This window comes from Desulfofundulus luciae (assembly GCF_030813795.1).
GTDB lineage: Bacteria > Bacillota > Desulfotomaculia > Desulfotomaculales > Desulfovirgulaceae > Desulfofundulus > Desulfofundulus luciae.
This window is the reverse complement of sequence record NZ_JAUSUX010000003.1, coordinates 48,857-68,792: the sequence shown is the minus strand read 5'-3', so window position 1 is coordinate 68,792 and position 19,936 is coordinate 48,857. Positions and strand designations below refer to the sequence as shown.

Genomic DNA, 19,936 nt, shown 5'->3' with positions numbered 1-19,936 from the left:
AAAGACCTCCATTTCCCAAACACGCTGATCCTTAACCATTGTAACCAAATAGAGCTAAAAATACAAGCGGCGGCTTTTCATCTCCTGTTCTAAAAAGCGGCGAACCTCTTCCGGTGCCGATAACTGCAGGGCCTGCAGGGCCACCTCCCGGGCTTCCTTTAAAGTAACCGCCCGGATTACTTTTTTAATTTCCGGCAGTGAGCCTGCAGCGGCACTGAACTGGTCCAATCCCAAACCCAGAAGGAGCATGGTGGCCAGGGGTTCCCCCGCCATTTCCCCGCACATGGCCACCTTCTTGCGGCTGTTACGGGCCACGTCAATGACGTTCTTAACCAGGCGCAGGATGGCGGGGTGTAAAACCTGGTGCAGGGGATTAATCCCCGCACTGGCCCGGTCCACCGCCAGGGTATACTGCACCAGGTCGTTGGTACCAATGCTGTAGAAGTCAACCTCGGGGGCAAAAAGCTCTGCGGTCAGGGCGGCGGATGGCACTTCCACCAGCAGGCCCACCTCGATCCGGGGGTCGAATTTTTTCCCGGCCAGCTGCAGTTCTTCCTGTGCCTGGCGCAGCATGGCCTTGACCCGGCGCAAATCTTCAACCCGGGAAATGAGGGGGAACATCACCTTTACCCTGCCGAAGGCACTGGCCCGCAGGATTGCCCTGATCTGGGTATTAAAGATTTCCTCGAAGTTTAAATTTAATCTTATACCCCGGCAGCCCAAAAAGGGATTGGGTTCATAGTGCATGGGCTGGAAAAACGGGCTTGAGGGACCGGCATAGTCAAGGGTGCGGATGACCACCGGTTTTCCCCGCATCTTTTGTACTACCTGCACGTAAAACTCAAATTGCTCGTCCTCGCTGGGCATGGTATCCCGGCCCAGGAAGAGATGCTCGGTACGGAACAGCCCGATTCCTTCCGCCCCCTGGGCCAGGGCGCTGGCCACTTCCCCGGGATGATCGATATTGGCCAGGAGTTGAACCCGGTAACCGTCCCGGGTTTCCGCCGGGAGGTCGGAAAGCATCTGCATTTCTTTTTTACAGGCCAGGTAGGTCTCCCGCCGGTGCTGGTACTCGGCTACCGTGGCCGGATCGGGATTGAGGATAACCGTACCTTTGCTGCCATCGACGATGATGAGATCTCCGTTTTGCACCCGGTGTACGAAGCGGCCCAAACCCACCACGGCCGGTATTTCCAGGGACCGGGCCAGGATGCAGGCCGTACAGGTCCGCCCGCCCCTTTCAATGGCCAGGCCGAGAATGCGGGAACGGTCCAGCTGCATGCTGTCGGGGGCGCTTAAATCCCGGGCCACCACAACGGAATCTTCTTTCAGGCGCGGCACCGGCGTCCAGGACTGGCCGAGCAAAATGCGCAACAAACGGCACCCCACATCCCTGTAATCGGCTGCCCGCTCACGGAGGTACTCATCTCCCGAATCCTCAAACATCTGCACGTAGTTGGTCACCACCTCGCCTACGGCACCTTCCACGTTTACACCGGACCGGATGAGACTGATGACCTCGGATTCAAAGGCGGCATCTTCTAAGATCATCAACTGGGCATGGAAGGTGCCCGCCCGGTCCCGGCCCAGATCAGACATGGCCCGGGCGTAAATGCCGGCCAGTTCCTGGTGGGCCTGCCGGAGGGCATGCTGCAGGCGGACGAGCTCCTGATCAATTTCCTGCGGCGAAATGTTTTTCCGTTCAAACTCCAGTTGTTCCGGACGGAAGATGAAGGCCCTGCCAATCGCAATCCCCGGTGCCCCGGCAATTCCTTTTAGCATTTCGCTACCCCCCTGAACTTAATGTTATGTACGGAGAACAAAAATGGCCAGCAGTTGCTGGCATCATTGACACGATTAAAGCTGCTACTTCTAATATATTTAATTTTAACTTCGACGTGACTGGCTTCTATTCCTGCCTTTCGAACAACCAGAAAAAAATTTAACCCCCAAAAACAGAAACGGGAGGATCAAAGCCTCCCGCTTACATTTCATCGCTAACCCCCGGAACGACCTCTTTTTTGTCCTGCCTGGCCCGTTCCAGCAGGGCCAGGGCCTCATCGGAGCCCTTTAGATAACCCGAACGCCACAGGGCCGCCTGCGCCGGTGACAGTACAGGGGCTTCCACCTTTTCGCGGATACGTTCCACCGCTTCATCAAAGCTTTGCGGCGGTTCAAAGCCATCCTTCCTCCGGCGATCCATGCCCTTACCCCCCCCCCATTAAACCTGCGCCCCGTGTTTTTCCAGTATGTCCACGGCTCCCTGGACCTTATCTTCACTGGTAACAACCGTTACGAGAAACGCCCGCCCTCCCGCCGTGCCGTAGTCATATGCGGCCATCCCGCCAACCGAAGGATCCGCCGCCTTGAGGACCCGGGATTCGCTGTTGGACAGGCTGTCGGTACCGGCAGAAAAAAGGGTCAACCCGGTAATGGTTTCCGCCCGGCCGGCGATGGGATTATTGATTTCAGCATCGTCATCCACTCCGAAGCGGGACACCCGGTCCAGGCTGACGGTATCATAACCGGCAGATCTCAATTCTTCCATGGCCCGCCGGGCGCCGGTGCTGGAAGGAAAGTAGGCCAGGATGGAGCGCTCTCCTTGAGAAAGTTGCATCACCATCACTCCCGCCTTCTTTCCCGTTATTATGACCGCCAGCCCTGAAGATCATGCAAAAGCAGCATGTACGGTTGCTGCTATCCCCGCTGTATGTGCCGGTAAAAAAAGAGCAAAAACCCGGCTGTAGAACGCTGGGCCCGGGGAAGGAGGATGCTCGTGGCCTGGTGGTAACTTTCTTCATCGGAGGGGGCCCGGACCAGGGGATAATATTCCCTGGCCTCCCAGGCATTGGCCGCCACCCATTCTTCAGGGGTGTGGCCAAGGTGGTACAGGCCTCCCGAGCCCACGCGGTAATAATGCTTTCGCCCCTTAACCCACTTTTCATAATCCAGGTGCCCGTCAAAGAGCTGGCAGCAGGCGTGATGGGGCACACAGGCATCCTGCACCAGGTGTACGGCTGCACCGAGCATGAATAAAGACTTGCGATATTTTCCCCGGCGCCAGAACAATAGCGCCCTGTCGAAATACTGCCTGCATTTCTGGGCAGCATTTGCCCACGCCCATACCCCCACCCCCCGCCGGGGATCAAAATGATGGGTGGTGCTGCGCAGGCCCCGGTCTGCCCAGGTGACCCCGGCATCCAGTTGGTCGGCAAACCGGTTGATTAACCGGGCACACTCCCTGTGGCCATCGTGGTAAAGAATGGCCCGCCCCTGTTCATTGCAAAAAACATGGGTATCACTGGCTCCCAGCACCTGTAAAGGAAGGTGTATGGAAAACAAATAACGGGAGGCAGCGGCCACCGGATGGGTCCACCTGGCAACGTGAAGTTTCATTTCCCCACCTCATTGTTGTTTTACCAGAAAGTGACCATGTTGATATTCTCCATGAAACGGGCAAACCCCTTTTATCATTTGTACTGCTCGCCTACGTAAAATTAATTTTACGTTAACAATTGCTACAGCAAGCGGGAGAACATGAGATTTTTTTCACAAATAAGCTTGCCTTTTAACAGCTATATGTTAAAATTATAATCAGGGAAATTGGTTCCGGCATCCTTCCCCCGGCCGGGATGAGCCAGTGAAAGCGTGGTGAACAACGGGGACATTCAGTGCATACATCTTGTAAGAAGGCTAACGTTTCACAATCACCGGAAAAAGGCCAATTTAGTTCATTGGGCGCAAGAGAATTCCTTTTTCACAAAGAATGCGTATGATAAAACTCATAAACCCCCCGTTGGAGGTGGCACCATGGCACTTGTACAAAATTTCAGGTTTTTTGCTGAAGCCGGTATTAAGGCTACTCCTGTGCCGGGAACGAGCAAGTACTTTGTTCAATTCCAGGACGGCAGCAGCGTTTATGTGAATGAAAGAACCTTGTTTCATCTGTTGAATTCCGGGGAGAGTATAGAAAATATTGTCAAGACCCTGCGGGAGCTGGACCCTCCCCGCAACTACCCGGAACGGTATAAAAAACTCTTCCGTACAAACCAGCATTGAAAAGCTGCCGGCAACTTTTCCACGACATTTCCGGCTCCCCAAAATTAGAGGTTTAACCTTCAGGTTTACGCAGGTTTACTTTTCAATGATTAAAGGTAGACTATCATCCCACCTCTTCCAGTTCCACCCACCCGGCTACAACCACCGGGCGTTTTTCTCTTTTTGCCTTGGTAGAGGCCAAACTGGCGAGATTAATCAGATCCCGTACATTGTGAGTGCCATTGGGTTCCCCACGCACCCGTGACCGCCGCCCGCCGGCCACACCTGCCGATGCGGTAACATGTATTCCCTGCGGCCAACTGGCACCGGCAAGCGCCTTTATCATCTGCCAGGACAACTGTTTCGCTTCTTCCAGCGGCCTGACGGTCACCACTGCAAACTCATCGCCCGCATAGCGGCACAGGTAATCAAGCCCTTCGGCGATGACGCTTTTTAAAATTTTCCCTACCTGCTGCAAAATCTCATCCCCGATAACGTGGCCGAACTCTTTGTCTATCGTCCCGAAGTTGTCCAGGTCTAAAAAAATAATAGTAATCTCCTGCCCGCTCTGCAATAACTCCGCCGCTTTATGCTGCAGGAATTCAGCCCGGTTCAGACCTGTAAGGGCGTCCACATGTTTGCCTATCTCGGCATAAAGCCGGGATTTTGTGATTATGCCCACCGTACGCCCATCCCTCACCACCACCAGCCGTTCAATTCCATGGCTTTCCATTATCTCCTTTGCTTCCCAAAAAGAACACTCCGGCGAAACGGTAACTACATTCCTGCTCATGGCATCGGCCACCAGCCGGTTGGGGTGGCAGTACCTGACATCCCTGGAGGTTATAATACCCACAAGCTTTCCCTTTTCCACCACCGGGAGGCCACCTATTTTAAGCTGGTTCATCAGGGCCGCCGCCCGGCCGACACTTTCAAAAGGACCAATGGTGACTGGATTTTTATGCATAATGTCGCCTGCACAAAACACTATAAATCCACCGCCCTGTTCACCTGCACCACAATGTTTACCTGGGCTTTTACTACTGTATTTTCGGTAGCAACCCTCATCCCCTCTTCCAGGATGACCGGCAGAAATTTCTCCTGGGGAAGAAATTTCAATAATGACCTCTTCAGCACCGCTGCCTCGAAAATTTCGTGGTCAAGGTAAATAATGTCGTACTGCTCCGGCGTCAGGGCATCCACCATCCGTCTCACCGCTTCTGGACCAATGGGCGCCCTTTTCCCTACCAGCAGCACGTCCTGCATGGGCGGGATTTCAAATTCGGATAAACGAATGGTCACCTCGGCTCTGCGAACCGGCTCAGATGAATGGGAAGCAAAGGGGGGCCTGGAGGACACCTGGTTACACCTTCCTCTCCCTTTCAGGTGAAATAACCCTTCTCTGTATAGTATACAGTACGCTCGAAATTTAACAAGACATATCTACCCGATTCCCCCGGTTCAGGTACCCCGGATAATTTAAGCAAAAAAGCGGCCGCTTTTTTAAGCCCGGCCGCCACTTCAAATTTACAGGCCAGCACGCCACAATTTACCTCAACCCCGCCTTCTTCTCCATCAACGCCCGCACCTTTAACGGCAAACCGAAAAGGTTTATAAACCCGGCAGCATCGGCCTGATTGTAAATCTCATCCCGGCTGAAGGTGGCCAGTTCCGGATTGTAGAGTGAATAGGGCGAACTAATCCCCGCGGGGGTGCAGTTGCCTTTGTAGAGCTTCATGCGCACCGTGCCGGTTACCGTACGCTGGGTTACCTCCACAAATGCGTCCAGGGCTTCCCGTAAAGGAGAGAACCACACGCCGTCATACACCAGCTCGGCATAACGGGCGGCCACCAGTTCTTTGAAATGCATGGTCATCCGGTCAAGGCATATACTTTCCAGCTCCCGGTGGGCCAGGTAGAGGATGGTGCCACCGGGGGTTTCGTATACACCGCGGGACTTCATACCCACCAGGCGGTTTTCCACCATATCTACCACGCCTATGCCGTTGGCGCCCCCCAGGCCATTTAATTTTTCCAGCAGCGCCACCGGGTCCAGGGATTCCCCGTTTACTTTCCTCGGTATACCCTTTTCAAAATAAATTTCCACGTAAGCAGGCCGGTCCGGCGCCTTTTCCGGCGGTGTAGTCAGCAGGAGCACATCATCGGGCGGTTCCTTGGCCGGGTCCTCCAGATCCCCCCCCTCATGGCTCAAGTGCCAGATGTTACGGTCCATGCTGTAAGGGCGTTCCCTGGTCACGGGAACGGGAATACCCCGGGCCTGGGCGTAGTCAATGGCATCCTCCCGGGAACGGATGTTCCATTCGCGCCAGGGGGCGATAATCTTGAGGTCGGGATTCAGCGCTTTCACCGAAAGCTCAAAGCGCACCTGGTCGTTTCCCTTGCCGGTTGCGCCGTGGGCCACGGCCTCCGCTCCTTCCCTTTCGGCCACCTCTACCAGCTTTTTGGCAATCAAAGGCCGGGCCATGGAGGTGCCCAGGAGGTATTTACCCTCGTAAATGGCCCCCGCCCGCAAGGTGGGGAAAATGTATTCTTCGATAAATTCCCGCTTTACGTCCTCAATGTAGATCTTGCTGGCGCCGCTTTTAATGGCCTTTTCCTCCAGCGGGGCCAGTTCCTCCCCCTGCCCCAGGTCGGCTACCATGGCAATGACTTCGTAACCGTAATTTTCTTTGAGCCAGGGGATGATGATGGAGGTGTCCAGCCCCCCCGAATAGGCAAGCACTACTTTTTTCATAACGTTATTAAACGCTCCTTTGGAAATAATTTTTTTCAATGGCCAGGATCAGGGGCGTGCGTGTAATCCGGAACATATCACGCCATTACCAGGGCCAGTACGGCCTTCTGGGCATGCAGGCGGTTTTCCGCCTCGTCCCAGACTACCGAGTGGGTCCCGTCAATGATCTCAGCCGTTACTTCTTCATCCCGGTGGGCCGGCAGGCAGTGCAAGAAGATAAAGTCCGGTTTGGCGTGGCGCACCAGTTCTTCATTTACCTGGTAGGGAGCAAAAACCTTCTTTCGCTGTTCACTTTCCTGTTCCTGTCCCATGCTGGCCCAGACATCGGTGACCACCACATCCGCCTCCGCAACTGCCGCCACCGGATCGGTAAGAATTTCGATGCGGCTGCCGGTTGACGAAGCGTCGGCCCTGGCCGCCTCCACAATTTCCGCCCTGGGCTGATAACCGGGGGGTGAGGCCACGCTGATGTGCATGCCCGTCTTGGCACAGCCGAAAAGCAGGGAGTGACAGACGTTGTTGCCGTCCCCGACATAGGCCAGCTTTAAGCCGGCCAGCCTGCCTTTATGCTCCCGGATGGTCTGCAAATCGGCCAGGACCTGGCACGGGTGCAACAGGTCGGTCAGGCCGTTGATCACCGGGATGTCGGCGTAACGGGCCAGTTCCTCCACATCCGCCTGGGCGTAGGTGCGGATCATAATCCCGTCCAGGTAGCGGGAAAGCACCCGGGCGGTATCGGCAATTGACTCCCCCCGGCCTAGCTGCAGCTCGCTGGCATTGAGGTACAGGGCGTAGCCCCCAAGCTGGTACATGGCCACTTCAAAGGAAACCCGGGTGCGGGTGGACGATTTTTGAAAGATCATGCCCAGGGTCTTCCCGGCCAGGTAAGGGTGGGGAATACCCCTTTTTTGTTTGGACTTCAAGTCATCGGCCAGGTCCAGGATGGTGATAATCTCTTCCGGAGTGAAATCATGCAGGGAGAGAAGATCCCGGCCTTTAAAATTTTCCTTCACTGGATTATCCCTTCCTTTACAGGTTCAAAATAGGTCAACCCGCTTCAGGCACGGCGTTGTCCCGCTCACTCATATACTTCGCGCCGACAGCACCGCGGCTCGCTTCGGGCCGCCCAGCACTCACTGAATAAGCTATTCGGCGGAGGCCATATTTTCTACTACCTTTTGCATTTGCCTTGGAATGAGCATTTTTGCCGGTGAGTGCTGGGTTGCCGGGTGCTGTTACCGGCGCTTCGCAAGTCGTTCGCTCCGGACAGCACCGCATCCTCGTCATAACGGTTTTGCTGAACATTCACTCTTACGGCAAGGCCCCGCGCTCCCGGGCCAGCATCCCGGCGGTAAATTCCCGCACGCTTACCGGGTCCGGCTCCTCCCCCTGCTTCAGGCACTGCAGCACCATTGCCAGCGCCCGCGCGGTATCCAGGGACGTCAGGCAGGGAACCCGGTACTCGGCGGCGGTGCGGCGCAGGCGGAAACCGGGCCGGGCGGGGTGCTTGCCCCGGGTGGGAGTGTTGATGACCAGGTTCACCGCACCCGAACGCAATAGGCCCGCCACATCCTCCACTTCCTGCACGGGCATGCCGGCGGCGGCAATGGCCCCGGCCGTCCCACCGGTGGCATAAAGAGTGTAACCCAGGGCGGCATACTGGCGGATCACGGGCAGCGCCTCGACTTTATCCCGGTCGGCCAGGGAAACCAGCACCGCTTTTGGCGCGGCAGGAACAGATCCACCGGGCGATTTTGCGCCGTTTATACCCGAAAAGGGACTTAAACCGGCGGCCACCATAGCCTTGTAAAGTGCCCCGGGGAATGTGCGGTCCACCCCCATGACCTCCCCGGTGGATTTCATTTCCGGACCCAGGGAAATTTCCACCTCGCCCAGCTTTTCAAAGGAAAAGACCGGCGCCTTCACGGTTACATAATCCGAAGCCCTGCCCAGGCCCGACCCGTATCCCTGCTCGGCCAGCCTTTTGCCCAGCATGGCCCGGGTGGCCACCTGCACCATGGGCACGGCCGTCACCTTGCTCAAAATGGGCACGGTCCGGGAGGCCCGGGGGTTCACTTCCAGGACATAGATACCGTCTCTGGCCACCACGTACTGGATGTTTAAAAGCCCGCACACCTCCAGCGCCCGGCCAATCTGCAGGGTGTAGTCCACCACCTGCTCTATCTGCGCCGGGGTGAGGTTCTGGGGTGGGTAAACGGCCATGCTGTCCCCCGAATGCACCCCGGCCCGCTCGATGTGCTCCATAATGCCGGGGATGAAAATATCCCTGCCGTCCCCTATGCCGTCGATCTCCACTTCCCGGCCCCGGATGTATTTGTCGATCAGCACCGGGTGGCGCGGTGAAACCTGCACCGCAGTTTCCATATATTTTAGCAGTTCCGGAGTGTTGTGAACAATCTCCATGGCTCGCCCGCCCAGCACGTAAGAAGGCCGCACCAGCACCGGGTAACCCAGACCCTCGGCGATTTGCCGGGCCTGTTCCACGGTAAACGCAGTGCCCCCCTCGGTCTGGGGAATGCCCAGGCTGGACAAAAGGGTGCTGAATTTTTCCCGGTCTTCGGCGGCGTCAATGGATTCCACGGGCGTGCCCAGCACCTTTACCCCCCGGGCGGCCAGTTCCCCGGCCAGGTTGATGGCCGTCTGGCCACCGAACTGGACGATCACCCCCAGGGGCTTCTCCTTCTCCACCACATTGAGGACGTCCTCCAGGGTCAGGGGCTCAAAATAAAGCCGGTCGGCGGTATCAAAATCGGTACTCACCGTCTCCGGGTTGTTGTTGATGATGATGGCCTCCACCCCTTCGGCCTGCAAACCCCAAACCGAATGTACCGAACAGTAATCAAACTCAATGCCCTGACCGATCCGGATCGGCCCCGAACCGAGGACAATTACTTTAGGCCGGGAAGACACCGCAACCTCATCCACGGTATCGTAGGTGGAATAGTAATAGGGGGTGGCGGCCTCAAATTCCGCGGCACAGGTATCCACCATCTTGTAGGCCGGAACAATGCCATACTCTTTTCGTAACGCCCGCACCCGGTCAAAATCCAAACCGGTCAGGCGACCGATATGGCTGTCGGCAAAACCGCATGCCTTGGCCCGCCGCAGCAACCCGGGGGATGGGTTGCCGCCGGCCGCCCGCAGCTCTCCTTCCAGAACCACGATGTTTTTTATTTTCTCCAGGAAGAAGTAGTCTATGGCCGTAAGTTGAAAGATTTCCCGCATGGCCCAGGCCCGGCGGAAAGCTTCGGCAATGGCAAACAAGCGCAGGTCGTTAGGACGGGAAAGCAATTGCTGCAGCTCCATTTCGCTCCAGCTGCCCGAGCCCTTCCACTGCAGGCTGTCCACGCCAATTTCCAGGGAGCGCACCGCCTTGAGCAGGGCCCCTTCAAAGGTGCGGTCAATGGCCATTACCTCGCCGGTGGCCTTCATCTGGGTACCCAGGGTGCGGTCCGCACTGCTGAACTTGTCAAAGGGCCAGCGGGGTATCTTGACCACCACATAGTCCAGGGCCGGTTCAAAGCAGGCACAGGTTTTCCCCGTCACCGGGTTGATGATCTCGTCCAGCCTCAGGCCGATGGCTATCTTGGCCGCCGTGCGGGCTATGGGATAACCGGTGGCCTTGGAGGCCAGGGCACTGGAACGGCTCACCCGGGGGTTGACCTCAATCACGTAATAGCGGAAGCTTTCCGGGTCCAGGGCAAACTGGACGTTGCAACCCCCTTCCACCTTCAAGGCCCGGATGATCTTCAGGGCGGCGGAGCGCAACAACTGGTATTCCTTGTCGGCCAGGGTCTGGGATGGGGCCACCACGATGCTGTCCCCGGTATGGATGCCAATGGGGTCGATGTTTTCCATATTGCAGATGGTGATGCAGTTGTCGGCCCCGTCCCGCATCACTTCGTACTCTATTTCCTTCCAGCCGGCTACGCTCTTTTCCAGCAGCACCTGGCCGATGGGGCTCATCACCAGCCCCCGGTGGACGATGGCCTCCAGTTCCTGCGGGCCTGTGGCCATGCCGCCCCCGGTACCGCCCAGGGTGTAGGCGGGCCGGACGATCAGGGGGTAACCGATTTCCCGGGCAAACTCCAGGGCCTGCTCCACGCTGGTGACCGTGGTGCTGGGGGGCACCGGTTCGCCTATGGCCAGCATGGTTTCCTTGAACAGCTCCCGGTCCTCTGACCGGCGAATGCTGTCCAGGGAAGTGCCCAGCAGTTCCACCCCGTATTTTTCCAGCACTCCTTGCCGGGCCAGTTCCACGGCCAGGTTCAACCCCGTTTGACCGCCCAGGGTGGGCAGCAAGCCCTGGGGCCGCTCCCGTTCGATTATGCGGGTCACGGTCCGCCAGGTGAGGGGCTCGATATAGATCTGGTCGGCCATGTGGCTGTCGGTCATGATGGTGGCCGGGTTGGAATTCACCAGCACCACCTGAACCCCTTCCTCTTTGAGGGCCCGGCAGGCCTGGGTGCCGGCATAGTCAAATTCCGCGGCCTGGCCGATAATGATGGGGCCGGAGCCGATGACCAGTACCTTTTTGATGTCCTTTCGCCTGGGCATGGTTATCCTCCTGCTGCAAAAGTAACTGCTTCATGTAACCTGGTTCACTCAATTTACTGTTTCATCTCAGCCAGGACGCCGGCCAGGATTTCCACGGCCTCGTCCACCTCGGCCCTGGTAATAACCAGAGGCGGAATGAAGCGCAGAATGTGGTTATCCACACAGTTGATTAACAAACCGCGATCCTGGCATTTGCCCACGATGTCCCTGCCTTCAATAGTCAATTCCATACCCAGTATCAGCCCCAGGCCGCGCACTTCCTGGATAAAGGGAAAACGTCCTGCCAGCTCTAAAAGGCGCTCCTTAAAATACGCCCCCACCCGGGCCGCATTCTCAATCACACCTTCACGGAGCAGGCATCTCATGGCCGCCAGCGCCGCGGCACAGGCCAGGGGGTTGCCCCCGAAGGTGGAGGCGTGGTCGCCGGGGCTAAAAGCGACGGCCACTTTTTCCTTCGCCACCATGGCCCCGATGGGGAACCCGCCGCCCAGGGCCTTGGCCAGGGTAAAAATGTCCGGCTCCACACCGTAATGCTGGTAGGCCAGGAACTTGCCCGTGCGCCCCAGGCCGCACTGCACTTCGTCAAAGATCAACAGGGCATTGTAACGGTCACAGAGCTCCCGGGCGGCCTTCAAGTATTCGGAAGTGGCCACGTTCACCCCGCCCTCGCCCTGTACCGGCTCCAGGAGGACCGCACAGGTGTTGGGGTTTACGACCTGCTGAAGGGCCTCCACGTCGTTAAAGGGCACGTATTTAAAACCGGCAGGAAGGGGCTCAAACCCCTTCTGGTACTTGGGCTGGGCCGTGGCGGTGATGGCCGCCAGGGTGCGCCCGTGGAAGGATTTCAGGGCAGTGATGATTTCATACTTATCCTGCCCGCCGTGGATTTTCCCGTACTTGCGGGCCAGCTTGATGGCCGCCTCGTTGGCCTCGGCACCGCTGTTGCAGAAAAACACCCGATCCCCGCAGGAATTTTCCACCAGCAATTGGGCCAGTTTCGCCTGGGGTTCAATATGGTACAGATTGGATACATGCATCAATTTCCGGGCCTGGGAGGCTATGGCCTCTACCACCGCCGGGTGACAGTGGCCCAGGGAGCAAACGGCCAATCCGGCCACAAAGTCAAGGTACTCCTTCCCTTCCGCGTCCCACACCCGTGCCCCTTGCCCCCTCACCAGGGCCAGGGGCAGGCGCCCGTAGGTACGCATAACGTATTTACCGGTAAGCTCGATAATTTCCGCGGTGGTCATATTGCAATTCCTCCTGAAAGCTTTGGCTTTACCGGACCACCATGGTGCCGATGCCTTTGTCCGTGAACACTTCCAGCAAAATGGAGTGGGGCACCCGCCCGTCCAGAATATGGGTGGTGTTGACGCCGCCGTAAAGGGCCCGGGTACAGCATTCCACCTTGGGAATCATGCCGCCGTCAATAATACCCCGGCCAATTAAATCAGGCACATCGTCCGCCCGGATCACCGAAAGCAGGGAGTCTTTGTCTTCCCGGTTCTCCAGAATGCCCTCCACGTCGGTGAGGATAATTAATTTATCGGCACCCAGGGCCACCGCCAGCTCCCCGGCGGCGGTATCGGCGTTGACGTTGTAGCTTTCCCCTTCGGGGCCCACCGCCACGGGAGCCACCACAGGAATATAGCCCTCATTGATCAAGGTATTGACGATGGCCGGGTTGACCTTTTTCACCTGTCCCACGCAGCCGATGTCCACCATTTCCACCGTCCCGTCGGGCTGGTATACCTTGCCGGGTTTCTTCACCGCCTGAAGCAGGCAGGCATCCTTACCCGAAAGGCCCACTGCCTTGCCGCCAATGCGGTTGATCAGGGATACGATTTCCTTGTTCAACTTGCCCGCCAGAACCATTTCCACTATTTCCATGGTTTCCTCGTCGGTGACCCGCAGGCCGCCCACAAAGCGGGATTCAATGCCCAGCTTCTGGAGCATGGCCGTAATTTCCGGTCCTCCGCCGTGGACAATTACCGGGTGCATGCCCACATACTTCATCAGCACCACATCGGTGAGCACGGCCTTTTTCAGCCCGCAGTCCACCATGGCGTGGCCGCCATACTTGATAACCACGGTCTTGCCGTAGAACTTCTTTATGTAAGGCAGGGCCTCCACCAGGATGGCCGCCTTCTCCTGTGCGCTGAGCAATCGGATACCTCCCTTAAAAACCGGTAAATACTCAATAAAAACACGGGATAACAGCCGCTATGTCCGGTAGCTGGCGTTAATGTTCACATATTCGCCGGTCAGATCGCAGCCCCAGGCCGTGGCCTCATATTCTCCCGACTTTAAATCCACCAGCACCCGCACCTCACGGCCCGCCAGCATGGACGAGGCTGCTTCCTCGTCAAAGGGCAAAGCCACTCCATCCCTGGCCACCATTATATCACCCAGGTATATATCCACCCGGTCGGGATCAAAGTGCGCACCCGAGTAGCCCGCAGCGCAGATAATACGCCCCCAGTTGGCATCCTGGCCGTATATGGCCGCCTTGACCAGGTTGGAAGCCACCACCGCCCGGGCGGCCAGGCGGGCATCTTTCTCGCTTGCCGCATTGATCACCTTCACTTCCAGCAGCTTTGTGGCCCCTTCGCCATCCCTGGCCACCGCCCGGGCCAGCCGGGTGCATACCTCGGTGAGGGCGTCCCGCAGCAGGTGATAATCTTCGTTTTCGGCGGTAATTTCCGGGTTGCCGGCCCGGCCGTTGGCCAGGACCAGGACCATGTCATTGGTGCTGGTATCCCCATCCACACTGATCATATTAAAGCTGCGGTCCACCGCATGACGCAGCATTTCCTGCAGGCAGGGTGCGGATACAGCCGCATCGGTGGTAATAAAGCAGAGCATGGTGGCCATGCTGGGATGGATCATCCCGGAACCCTTGGCCATACCCCCGATGGTTACCGTGTGCCCGCTTAAGGTAATGGAAAGTGCGGTTTCCTTAGGCTCGGTATCGGTGGTCATAATGGCCTCGGCGGCGGCCGCGCCCCCACCGGAGCTCAACTCCCGGGCCGCGGCGGCAATACCCGGCAAAATGCGGTCCATGGGCATGGGCTGGCCGATGACCCCGGTTGAGGCCACCAGGACATCCTCCTCGGGAATATTCAATACCCGGGCCGTTTCCTGCGCCATGGCCCGGGCATCCCGGATACCCTGCTCGCCGTTGCAGGTATTGGCATTGCCGCTGTTCACCACCACCGCCCGGGCGCGCCCCCTGGAAATGCGCTCCATGGTAACCAGCACCGGGGCACCCTTCACCAGGTTGGTGGTGAACACCCCGGCAGCCCGGGCCGGAACCTCGGAAAAAATTAAGGCAATATCCCGTCTCCCTTTGTACTTCACCCCGGCAGCCACTCCCGCGGCCAGAAAACCCTGCGGGGCAGTGACACCGCCGCTTTTTTCTTCCCATGTTCTGGCCAAGCCAGCATTCCTCCTTATCCACTACGTCGTTAAACTGTCCGGGTTCGGACCGGACTCAACATTAGATTACTCGCTTCATATGCAAGCAGAAAGCGTAAATATTCAGTGAACCTGGTTGGATGCGGCACTGTCCCCGCTCACTCCAGTGCTTCGCGCCGACAGCACCGCGGCTTGCTTCGGGCCGGCTCTGGCTCTCTGCGGATTGCCCGCCACTAATCATTCTTCGTTGTTACCTGTTGAAATAATATGTCTTAAAAAGTCTCCTTCCGGCTAGTTCATCATGCGTCCTCGAGAGCCGAGCCGGCAGCCTCGCTTCGCCGGGTGCTGTTACCGGCGCTTCGCAAGTCATTCGCTCCGAACAGTGCCGCATCCTTGTCATAACGGTTCTACTGAATATTAACCGGAAAGATATTTTACATATTTCTACGGATATACCCCCGGACCGTAAAGCCCCGTATCCTCCGCCAGCCCGAACATTATATTCATATTCTGGACCGCCTGGCCGGCGGCTCCTTTGATCAGGTTATCGATGGCGGAAATGATTACCACCCTGCCGGTACGCCGGTCTACCACCAGGCCTATGTCACAGTGGTTGGACCCGGCCACCATTTTGGTCGCCGGCAGCATGCCGGCGGGCAAGACCCGGACAAACTTCTCCTGCCGGTAAAATTCCCGGTAGAGGGCCAAAACTTCCTCCGTGCTCTTCAGCCGGGTCAGCCGGGCGTAGATGGTGCTTAAAATACCCCGGGTCATGGGCGTCAGGTGGGGAGTGAAGGAAACCAGCACCTTTTTGCCGGCCAGGGCGCTTAATTCCTGCTCGATCTCAGGGGTGTGGCGGTGCACGGCCACCCCGTAAGCCTTGATGCTCTCGTTAACCTCGCAGTAATGGGTGTTTAAGGATAATCCCCGCCCGGCTCCCGAAACACCCGATTTGGCGTCAATGATAATGGAGCCGGTTTCGACCAGGCCTTCTTTTAACAGGGGAGCCAGGGCAAGAATCACGCTGGTGGGATAACAACCTGGATTGGCCACCAGCCGGGCGGAACGGATTTCGTCCCGGTGGATCTCCGGCAAGCCGTACACCGCCCGGGGCAACAGCTCCGCGGCTGTGTGTTCGACCTTATACCAGTCCTGGTAAACTACAGGGTCGCGGAGGCGGAAATCCGCTCCCAGATCCACCAGGGCTTTTCCCTCACCAATAACTTCCCGGGCCACGGCCATGGCATGGCCGTGGGGCAGGGCCGTAAATATAACGTCGCTTCTGGCCACCAGGGCCGGCAAATCCTGTTCTTCACAGACCAGGTCCACATACCCGTAAAGGTGGGGGTAAACCTCCCAGAAGGCTTTGCCAGCATAACTCTGGGTGGTCAGCCCCACCAGTTCCACCTGGGGGTGGGCGCTTAACAACCTGACCAGTTCGGCACCGGCATAACCGGTGGCCCCGATAATGCTTGCTTTAATAACCATAACCGTCCGGTGCAACCCGGGCAGCCCGAAGGGCCGGGGCTCCAGGTCACCCTTTAAGACTCCTTTCTATAAGGGAATGCTTTATAATTATACAATTGATTGTATAAAAATACAATCTCAAAGACAAGATAAAAATTACCCGGCTGGATCAATTTCATTTCTGCAAAGGCGCGCAAAATTCCCTGTAGTAATTATAGCCAATTTTTTACCGGGATCAGTGTTAGATGGGGTACGGGCTTGCAGCTTTGTCAGTCAAGCCTTGCTCCGGGCATGAAAAAACCACCTTCCCGGAAGGTGGCCAGCTCAATGGAAACAAAGAAGTCAACTTTCAGCGCCCCTCGGGAAACGCCGGATGAGGAACAAAGCCAGCGCGAGCCCCGCCACCGCCAGGAGGTTCAGGGCGTGAAATACGGCCGGTACGCCCAGGTGGTCGGCCAGTACCCCCAGCAGGGTTACTCCCACGCCGCCCGTACCCACGCCAAAGCCAATGGTGAAACCGCTGGCCAGCCCCTTGCGGTGGGGCATGAGCTGCTGCCCGAGGACGATGGTGGTCGAAAAGGTGCTGATCAGGGCCGCGCCTATAAAGGCCAGCAGCACCAGGGCGGCCAGGCCGCCGCCGGCATGGAGGAATAAATAGATCAGCGGGATGAGCAGGGCCATGGAACCGGCCATCACCCGGGGGGCTCCCAGGACGTCGGTTAAAGGACCGCCCAACAGGGTACCGAAGGCCCCGGCCAGCAGAAAGACGGAAACAAAGTACCCGGCCAGGTGGGCATTGCCGTGTAAGTAATCGGTGTAATACAGGGGCAGATAGGTATAAAGACCGGCATGCAGCCAGGAACGGAAAATGATATAAACGAGGAGCAGGGTAAAGGCCGGCAGGGTTCCCTTTTTCCATTCCACACCGGCAGTTTGCGTGGAAGGCCGGTTCTTCCCTGAAATGGCCGCCCCGCTTCTTTCTTTTCCATCTGCAGGGCCTCTAAAAGCCTGCCTTACCCCTTCTTCCCGCAGGGAATTGAGGCGCGGCCAGCAAAATACCAGCAGGCCGGCGGTAACCAGGCCGGGCAAAACGAAATAAACCGTGGCCTTCGGCCCGCCCAGGGTCAAAAGCCAGGCCATGAACAGGGAGCCCAGGCCAAAACCCAGGTTCCCGCCCACGGAAAACACGGCCATACCGCTTCCCTTGCGTACGCCGCTGGCCAGGTTGGCCGCCCGGGAGCCCTCCGGGTGGTAGGCCGCCACACCCAGGCTGGAGATGGCCACCGCCAGCAGGAGAAGGGAAAACCAGGGCAGACGGCCGGTAGCAGCCAGGCCCAACCCGGCCACCAGGCAACCCAGCGGCAAAAGCCAGCGGGCCGGCCGCCGGTCGGCAAAATAACCGAAAACAGGCTGGATAACCGATGAAGCCACGTTGGACACAAGCACTAAAAGACTGGTCTGGGCATAGGTAAGGGCAAAGGCCTGTTTTAATACCGGCAGCAAAGCGGGTAAGGCACCCTGGGCCATGTCGGTGACCAGGTGGCCCCAGGATAAAAGCAAGAGCACACCCGCAATCGGCCTTCGCTGTTTTGCCGCCTTTCCCGCCGGTACTGCGCTACTTGTTGCTTCCATTTTTGATACGGACAAATATTCCACCCCCATTTAACACAACCGCCCTTCGCAGGGCTTTAATTTGACGACAACATCATTAAATCTAATCTTACTCCTCCCCCTCCTTTTGTGGCAATGTCAAAAAGGCAGCAAATAAAAAGTTAACATGTTAATCATCAATTCTTTTTACCGTTTTTCGGGAGCTTTTGGGGGCACAAAAAAACTGCCGTCCTTAAAAAGACGGGCAGCAACTATGCCGGGAAAGAAAAAAATTTATGTATATTTCAACAAATAAATCCTGTCAAGAACAGGTATGCTGCCTGCAAGCAGGGCAGGGAACATCCCTAACTTTTTCCCGCCAGGGAGTCCAGCACCTGCAGGGCTTCCGTGGCGTATGCAGCCGCCGGCCCGCCGCCCATCAATACGGCCACGCCAACGGCTTCCATAATTTCTTCCCGGGTGGCGCCCAGCTCCAGGGCCTTTGCCACATGGACGGCGATGCAGTAGTGGCACCTTATGGCCACGCCAATGCCTACGGCGATCAACTCCTTCTGTTTGGCGCTGAGGGCTCCGTCGCTGATGACGGCTTCGTGCAAATCCCGGAATCCCTTCATGACCCTGGGCAACTCTTTGGCCAGCTTGCCCACACCCTGGTTAAAGTTTTCCAGCGTTTTTTGTACGTCCATAATTTTCACCTCTTTAATATTTATACCTTAAAATTTTTTATACCTATTCGACTCCTTAGCTAAAGTTTCCTTCCAACCCGGTAATTTTATACCTTTCGCTCTCCCGGTTCATAGAGGGACAGCGGCGGCTCCACACACTCCTGTTCCAGGCGCAGGCCCTCCTGGAGCATGTTTAGAATCACGGGGTGGAAGATGCGGTAATCCGGGTCTTCCAGCAGAGAACGGAGGCGCCGGCCGTATGCGGGGGTAAAGGGCGAAGCAAACCGGCGGTATCGTTCCAGGGTGGGCACATCCATGTACAGGGGCTTCAGCCCGGGCAGGCAGCGCTTCTGCAGGTGGACAAAGATGGAAAACCCCCCGTAGTCAATGTCGCCCCAGTGGTAAAACGGCACCGCCCGGCCGGTACCGGCCAGATATTCCCGCAGTTTACTTAGAAACCGCCGGCGAACCGCGTTATGATAACCCCCCAGGTATATGGCCAGAAATTGGTCCCGGCAGGTCTTAACGAACTGGTAAAAGGGGGTCAGGTTTTCTATGGTGACAATGTAATCGGCGGCAACATTTTTGACCGTCAACCGGTCCACCATTTCCGCCGGCAACCCCAGGTCCGGGGAAAAATCTCCCACCCGCAGGGTACGGCCTTCAACTGCAAATTCCAGGCCGCCGCTGATGAAAATGTGCTGGGGGTTGTCCACAACCCCCAGTTCGGCCAGAACCTGATTGACCTCTGCGGCAGTAAGGGTGGTCTCTTTTCCCCCGCCGTCTTTCCCCCAGCCCGGGTGGAAATCCCGGACAATTCGGGCCACAGCTGGAGCCAGATTGTTAAAAGCCTTGCTGTTGCCCAGCACCCGCAGGCTGAAAACCCGCCTGGGTATCTCTTCCTGCAAAAGGCTGATCTCACGAATGACCATGAAAAGCTGCTCCGCATGATCCCGGTCCGCGGGATTCAGGTAGGGCTGGCTTTCCCCTTCTTCCAGCCGCCGGGCAACAGTATGGAAGAATTCCTGCGCCCAGGGGGCCGCCCCCCGGGCATAGTGCCTGGCCAGGCGGGCCAGTTCCTGGAATTGCTCCGCCCTGGGACGCCGTTTCAGCCGGGCGTAGGCCTCGTCCAGGCGGCCAGTATTTAAGGCCACTTTCTCGATGAGATTGTTTTCCTCAAACTTGACCCAGCGAATCTCAATTAACCCCCGGCGCTCTAAAGCCAGGGCGGCCCCATTGATCTCTTCCTTATACCGGGCTGTGGTATCGTCAAAATAGCGGGGCATGGTACGCTGGTTGAAATGAAGCCAGATGCGCCGGTTGCCCCCTTTGCCCCTGGCCAGGGCGCTTCGCTCATACTTGTCCAGCAGGGACTCCAGAATATAGCGTTCGTAGTCCATGGCCA

At 57.4% G+C, this 19,936-nt stretch carries 17 protein-coding genes; 1 reads left to right on the top strand and 16 read right to left on the bottom strand.

What is annotated here, in order from left to right; all coding sequences use genetic code 11:
• Positions 1-54 precede the first annotated feature (54 nt).
• The 4 genes from ptsP to J2Z49_RS02725 form a co-directional block, all read right to left on the bottom strand.
• Positions 55-1,782 (bottom strand): phosphoenolpyruvate--protein phosphotransferase, encoded by a 1,728-nt coding sequence (gene ptsP / locus J2Z49_RS02740; RefSeq protein ID WP_307399640.1) that lies wholly within the window; start codon positions 1,780-1,782, stop codon positions 55-57.
• Positions 1,783-1,984: 202 nt separating this feature from the next.
• Positions 1,985-2,203 (bottom strand): hypothetical protein, encoded by a 219-nt coding sequence (locus J2Z49_RS02735; RefSeq protein ID WP_307399638.1) that lies wholly within the window; start codon positions 2,201-2,203, stop codon positions 1,985-1,987.
• Positions 2,204-2,221: 18 nt separating this feature from the next.
• Complete coding sequence (locus tag J2Z49_RS02730) at positions 2,222-2,617, bottom strand: hypothetical protein (protein ID WP_307399636.1); 396 nt, start codon at positions 2,615-2,617, stop codon at positions 2,222-2,224.
• 80 nt (positions 2,618-2,697) lie between these two features.
• Entirely contained in the window at positions 2,698-3,396 is a 699-nt protein-coding gene (locus tag J2Z49_RS02725; protein ID WP_307399635.1) for a zinc dependent phospholipase C family protein, read from the bottom strand.
• A 414-nt stretch (positions 3,397-3,810) separates the two neighbouring features.
• Between J2Z49_RS02725 and J2Z49_RS02720 the strand changes: the two genes are divergently transcribed.
• A complete protein-coding gene (locus J2Z49_RS02720; protein ID WP_307399633.1) occupies positions 3,811-4,059 on the top strand; it encodes a hypothetical protein in 249 nt (82 codons plus the stop codon).
• A 103-nt stretch (positions 4,060-4,162) separates the two neighbouring features.
• Here the strand turns inward: J2Z49_RS02720 and J2Z49_RS02715 are convergent, their stop codons facing one another.
• The 12 genes from J2Z49_RS02715 to J2Z49_RS02660 all read right to left on the bottom strand — a co-directional run bounded on the left by J2Z49_RS02715 (position 4,163) and on the right by J2Z49_RS02660 (position 19,931).
• Complete coding sequence (locus J2Z49_RS02715; protein WP_307399631.1) at positions 4,163-5,005, bottom strand: CBS domain-containing protein; 843 nt, start codon at positions 5,003-5,005, stop codon at positions 4,163-4,165.
• 20 nt (positions 5,006-5,025) lie between these two features.
• A complete protein-coding gene (locus tag J2Z49_RS02710; protein WP_166343954.1) occupies positions 5,026-5,397 on the bottom strand; it encodes a hypothetical protein in 372 nt (123 codons plus the stop codon).
• Positions 5,398-5,587: 190 nt separating this feature from the next.
• Positions 5,588-6,793 carry an argininosuccinate synthase gene (locus tag J2Z49_RS02705; RefSeq protein ID WP_307399629.1) on the bottom strand — a complete coding sequence of 402 codons (1,206 nt, stop codon included), beginning with the start codon at positions 6,791-6,793 and terminating at the stop codon, positions 5,588-5,590.
• 77 nt (positions 6,794-6,870) lie between these two features.
• On the bottom strand, positions 6,871-7,806 hold the full coding sequence (gene argF / locus J2Z49_RS02700) for an ornithine carbamoyltransferase (protein WP_307399627.1): 936 nt from the start codon (positions 7,804-7,806) through the stop codon (positions 6,871-6,873).
• A gap of 298 nt (positions 7,807-8,104) precedes the next feature.
• Positions 8,105-11,371 (bottom strand): carbamoyl-phosphate synthase large subunit, encoded by a 3,267-nt coding sequence (carB, locus tag J2Z49_RS02695; protein ID WP_307399625.1) that lies wholly within the window; start codon positions 11,369-11,371, stop codon positions 8,105-8,107.
• A gap of 53 nt (positions 11,372-11,424) precedes the next feature.
• On the bottom strand, positions 11,425-12,621 hold the full coding sequence (locus J2Z49_RS02690; RefSeq protein WP_307399623.1) for an acetylornithine transaminase: 1,197 nt from the start codon (positions 12,619-12,621) through the stop codon (positions 11,425-11,427).
• A gap of 28 nt (positions 12,622-12,649) precedes the next feature.
• Positions 12,650-13,537: an acetylglutamate kinase gene (argB, locus tag J2Z49_RS02685; protein ID WP_307399621.1), complete on the bottom strand. Its 888-nt coding sequence runs from the start codon at positions 13,535-13,537 to the stop codon at positions 12,650-12,652.
• Positions 13,538-13,594: 57 nt separating this feature from the next.
• The gene (gene argJ, locus J2Z49_RS02680) at positions 13,595-14,809 is read right to left on the bottom strand and encodes a bifunctional glutamate N-acetyltransferase/amino-acid acetyltransferase ArgJ (protein WP_307399619.1); all 1,215 of its coding nucleotides are present in this window, start codon (positions 14,807-14,809) and stop codon (positions 13,595-13,597) included.
• 423 nt (positions 14,810-15,232) lie between these two features.
• Positions 15,233-16,276 (bottom strand): N-acetyl-gamma-glutamyl-phosphate reductase, encoded by a 1,044-nt coding sequence (gene argC / locus J2Z49_RS02675; RefSeq protein WP_307399617.1) that lies wholly within the window; start codon positions 16,274-16,276, stop codon positions 15,233-15,235.
• Between the two features lie 321 nt (positions 16,277-16,597).
• The gene (locus J2Z49_RS02670) at positions 16,598-17,821 is read right to left on the bottom strand and encodes an MFS transporter (protein ID WP_307399613.1); all 1,224 of its coding nucleotides are present in this window, start codon (positions 17,819-17,821) and stop codon (positions 16,598-16,600) included.
• Positions 17,822-18,210: 389 nt separating this feature from the next.
• On the bottom strand, positions 18,211-18,552 hold the full coding sequence (locus J2Z49_RS02665; protein WP_307399611.1) for a carboxymuconolactone decarboxylase family protein: 342 nt from the start codon (positions 18,550-18,552) through the stop codon (positions 18,211-18,213).
• A gap of 86 nt (positions 18,553-18,638) precedes the next feature.
• The gene (locus tag J2Z49_RS02660; protein ID WP_307399609.1) at positions 18,639-19,931 is read right to left on the bottom strand and encodes a Wadjet anti-phage system protein JetD domain-containing protein; all 1,293 of its coding nucleotides are present in this window, start codon (positions 19,929-19,931) and stop codon (positions 18,639-18,641) included.
• Between the last annotated feature and the right edge of the window lie 5 nt (positions 19,932-19,936).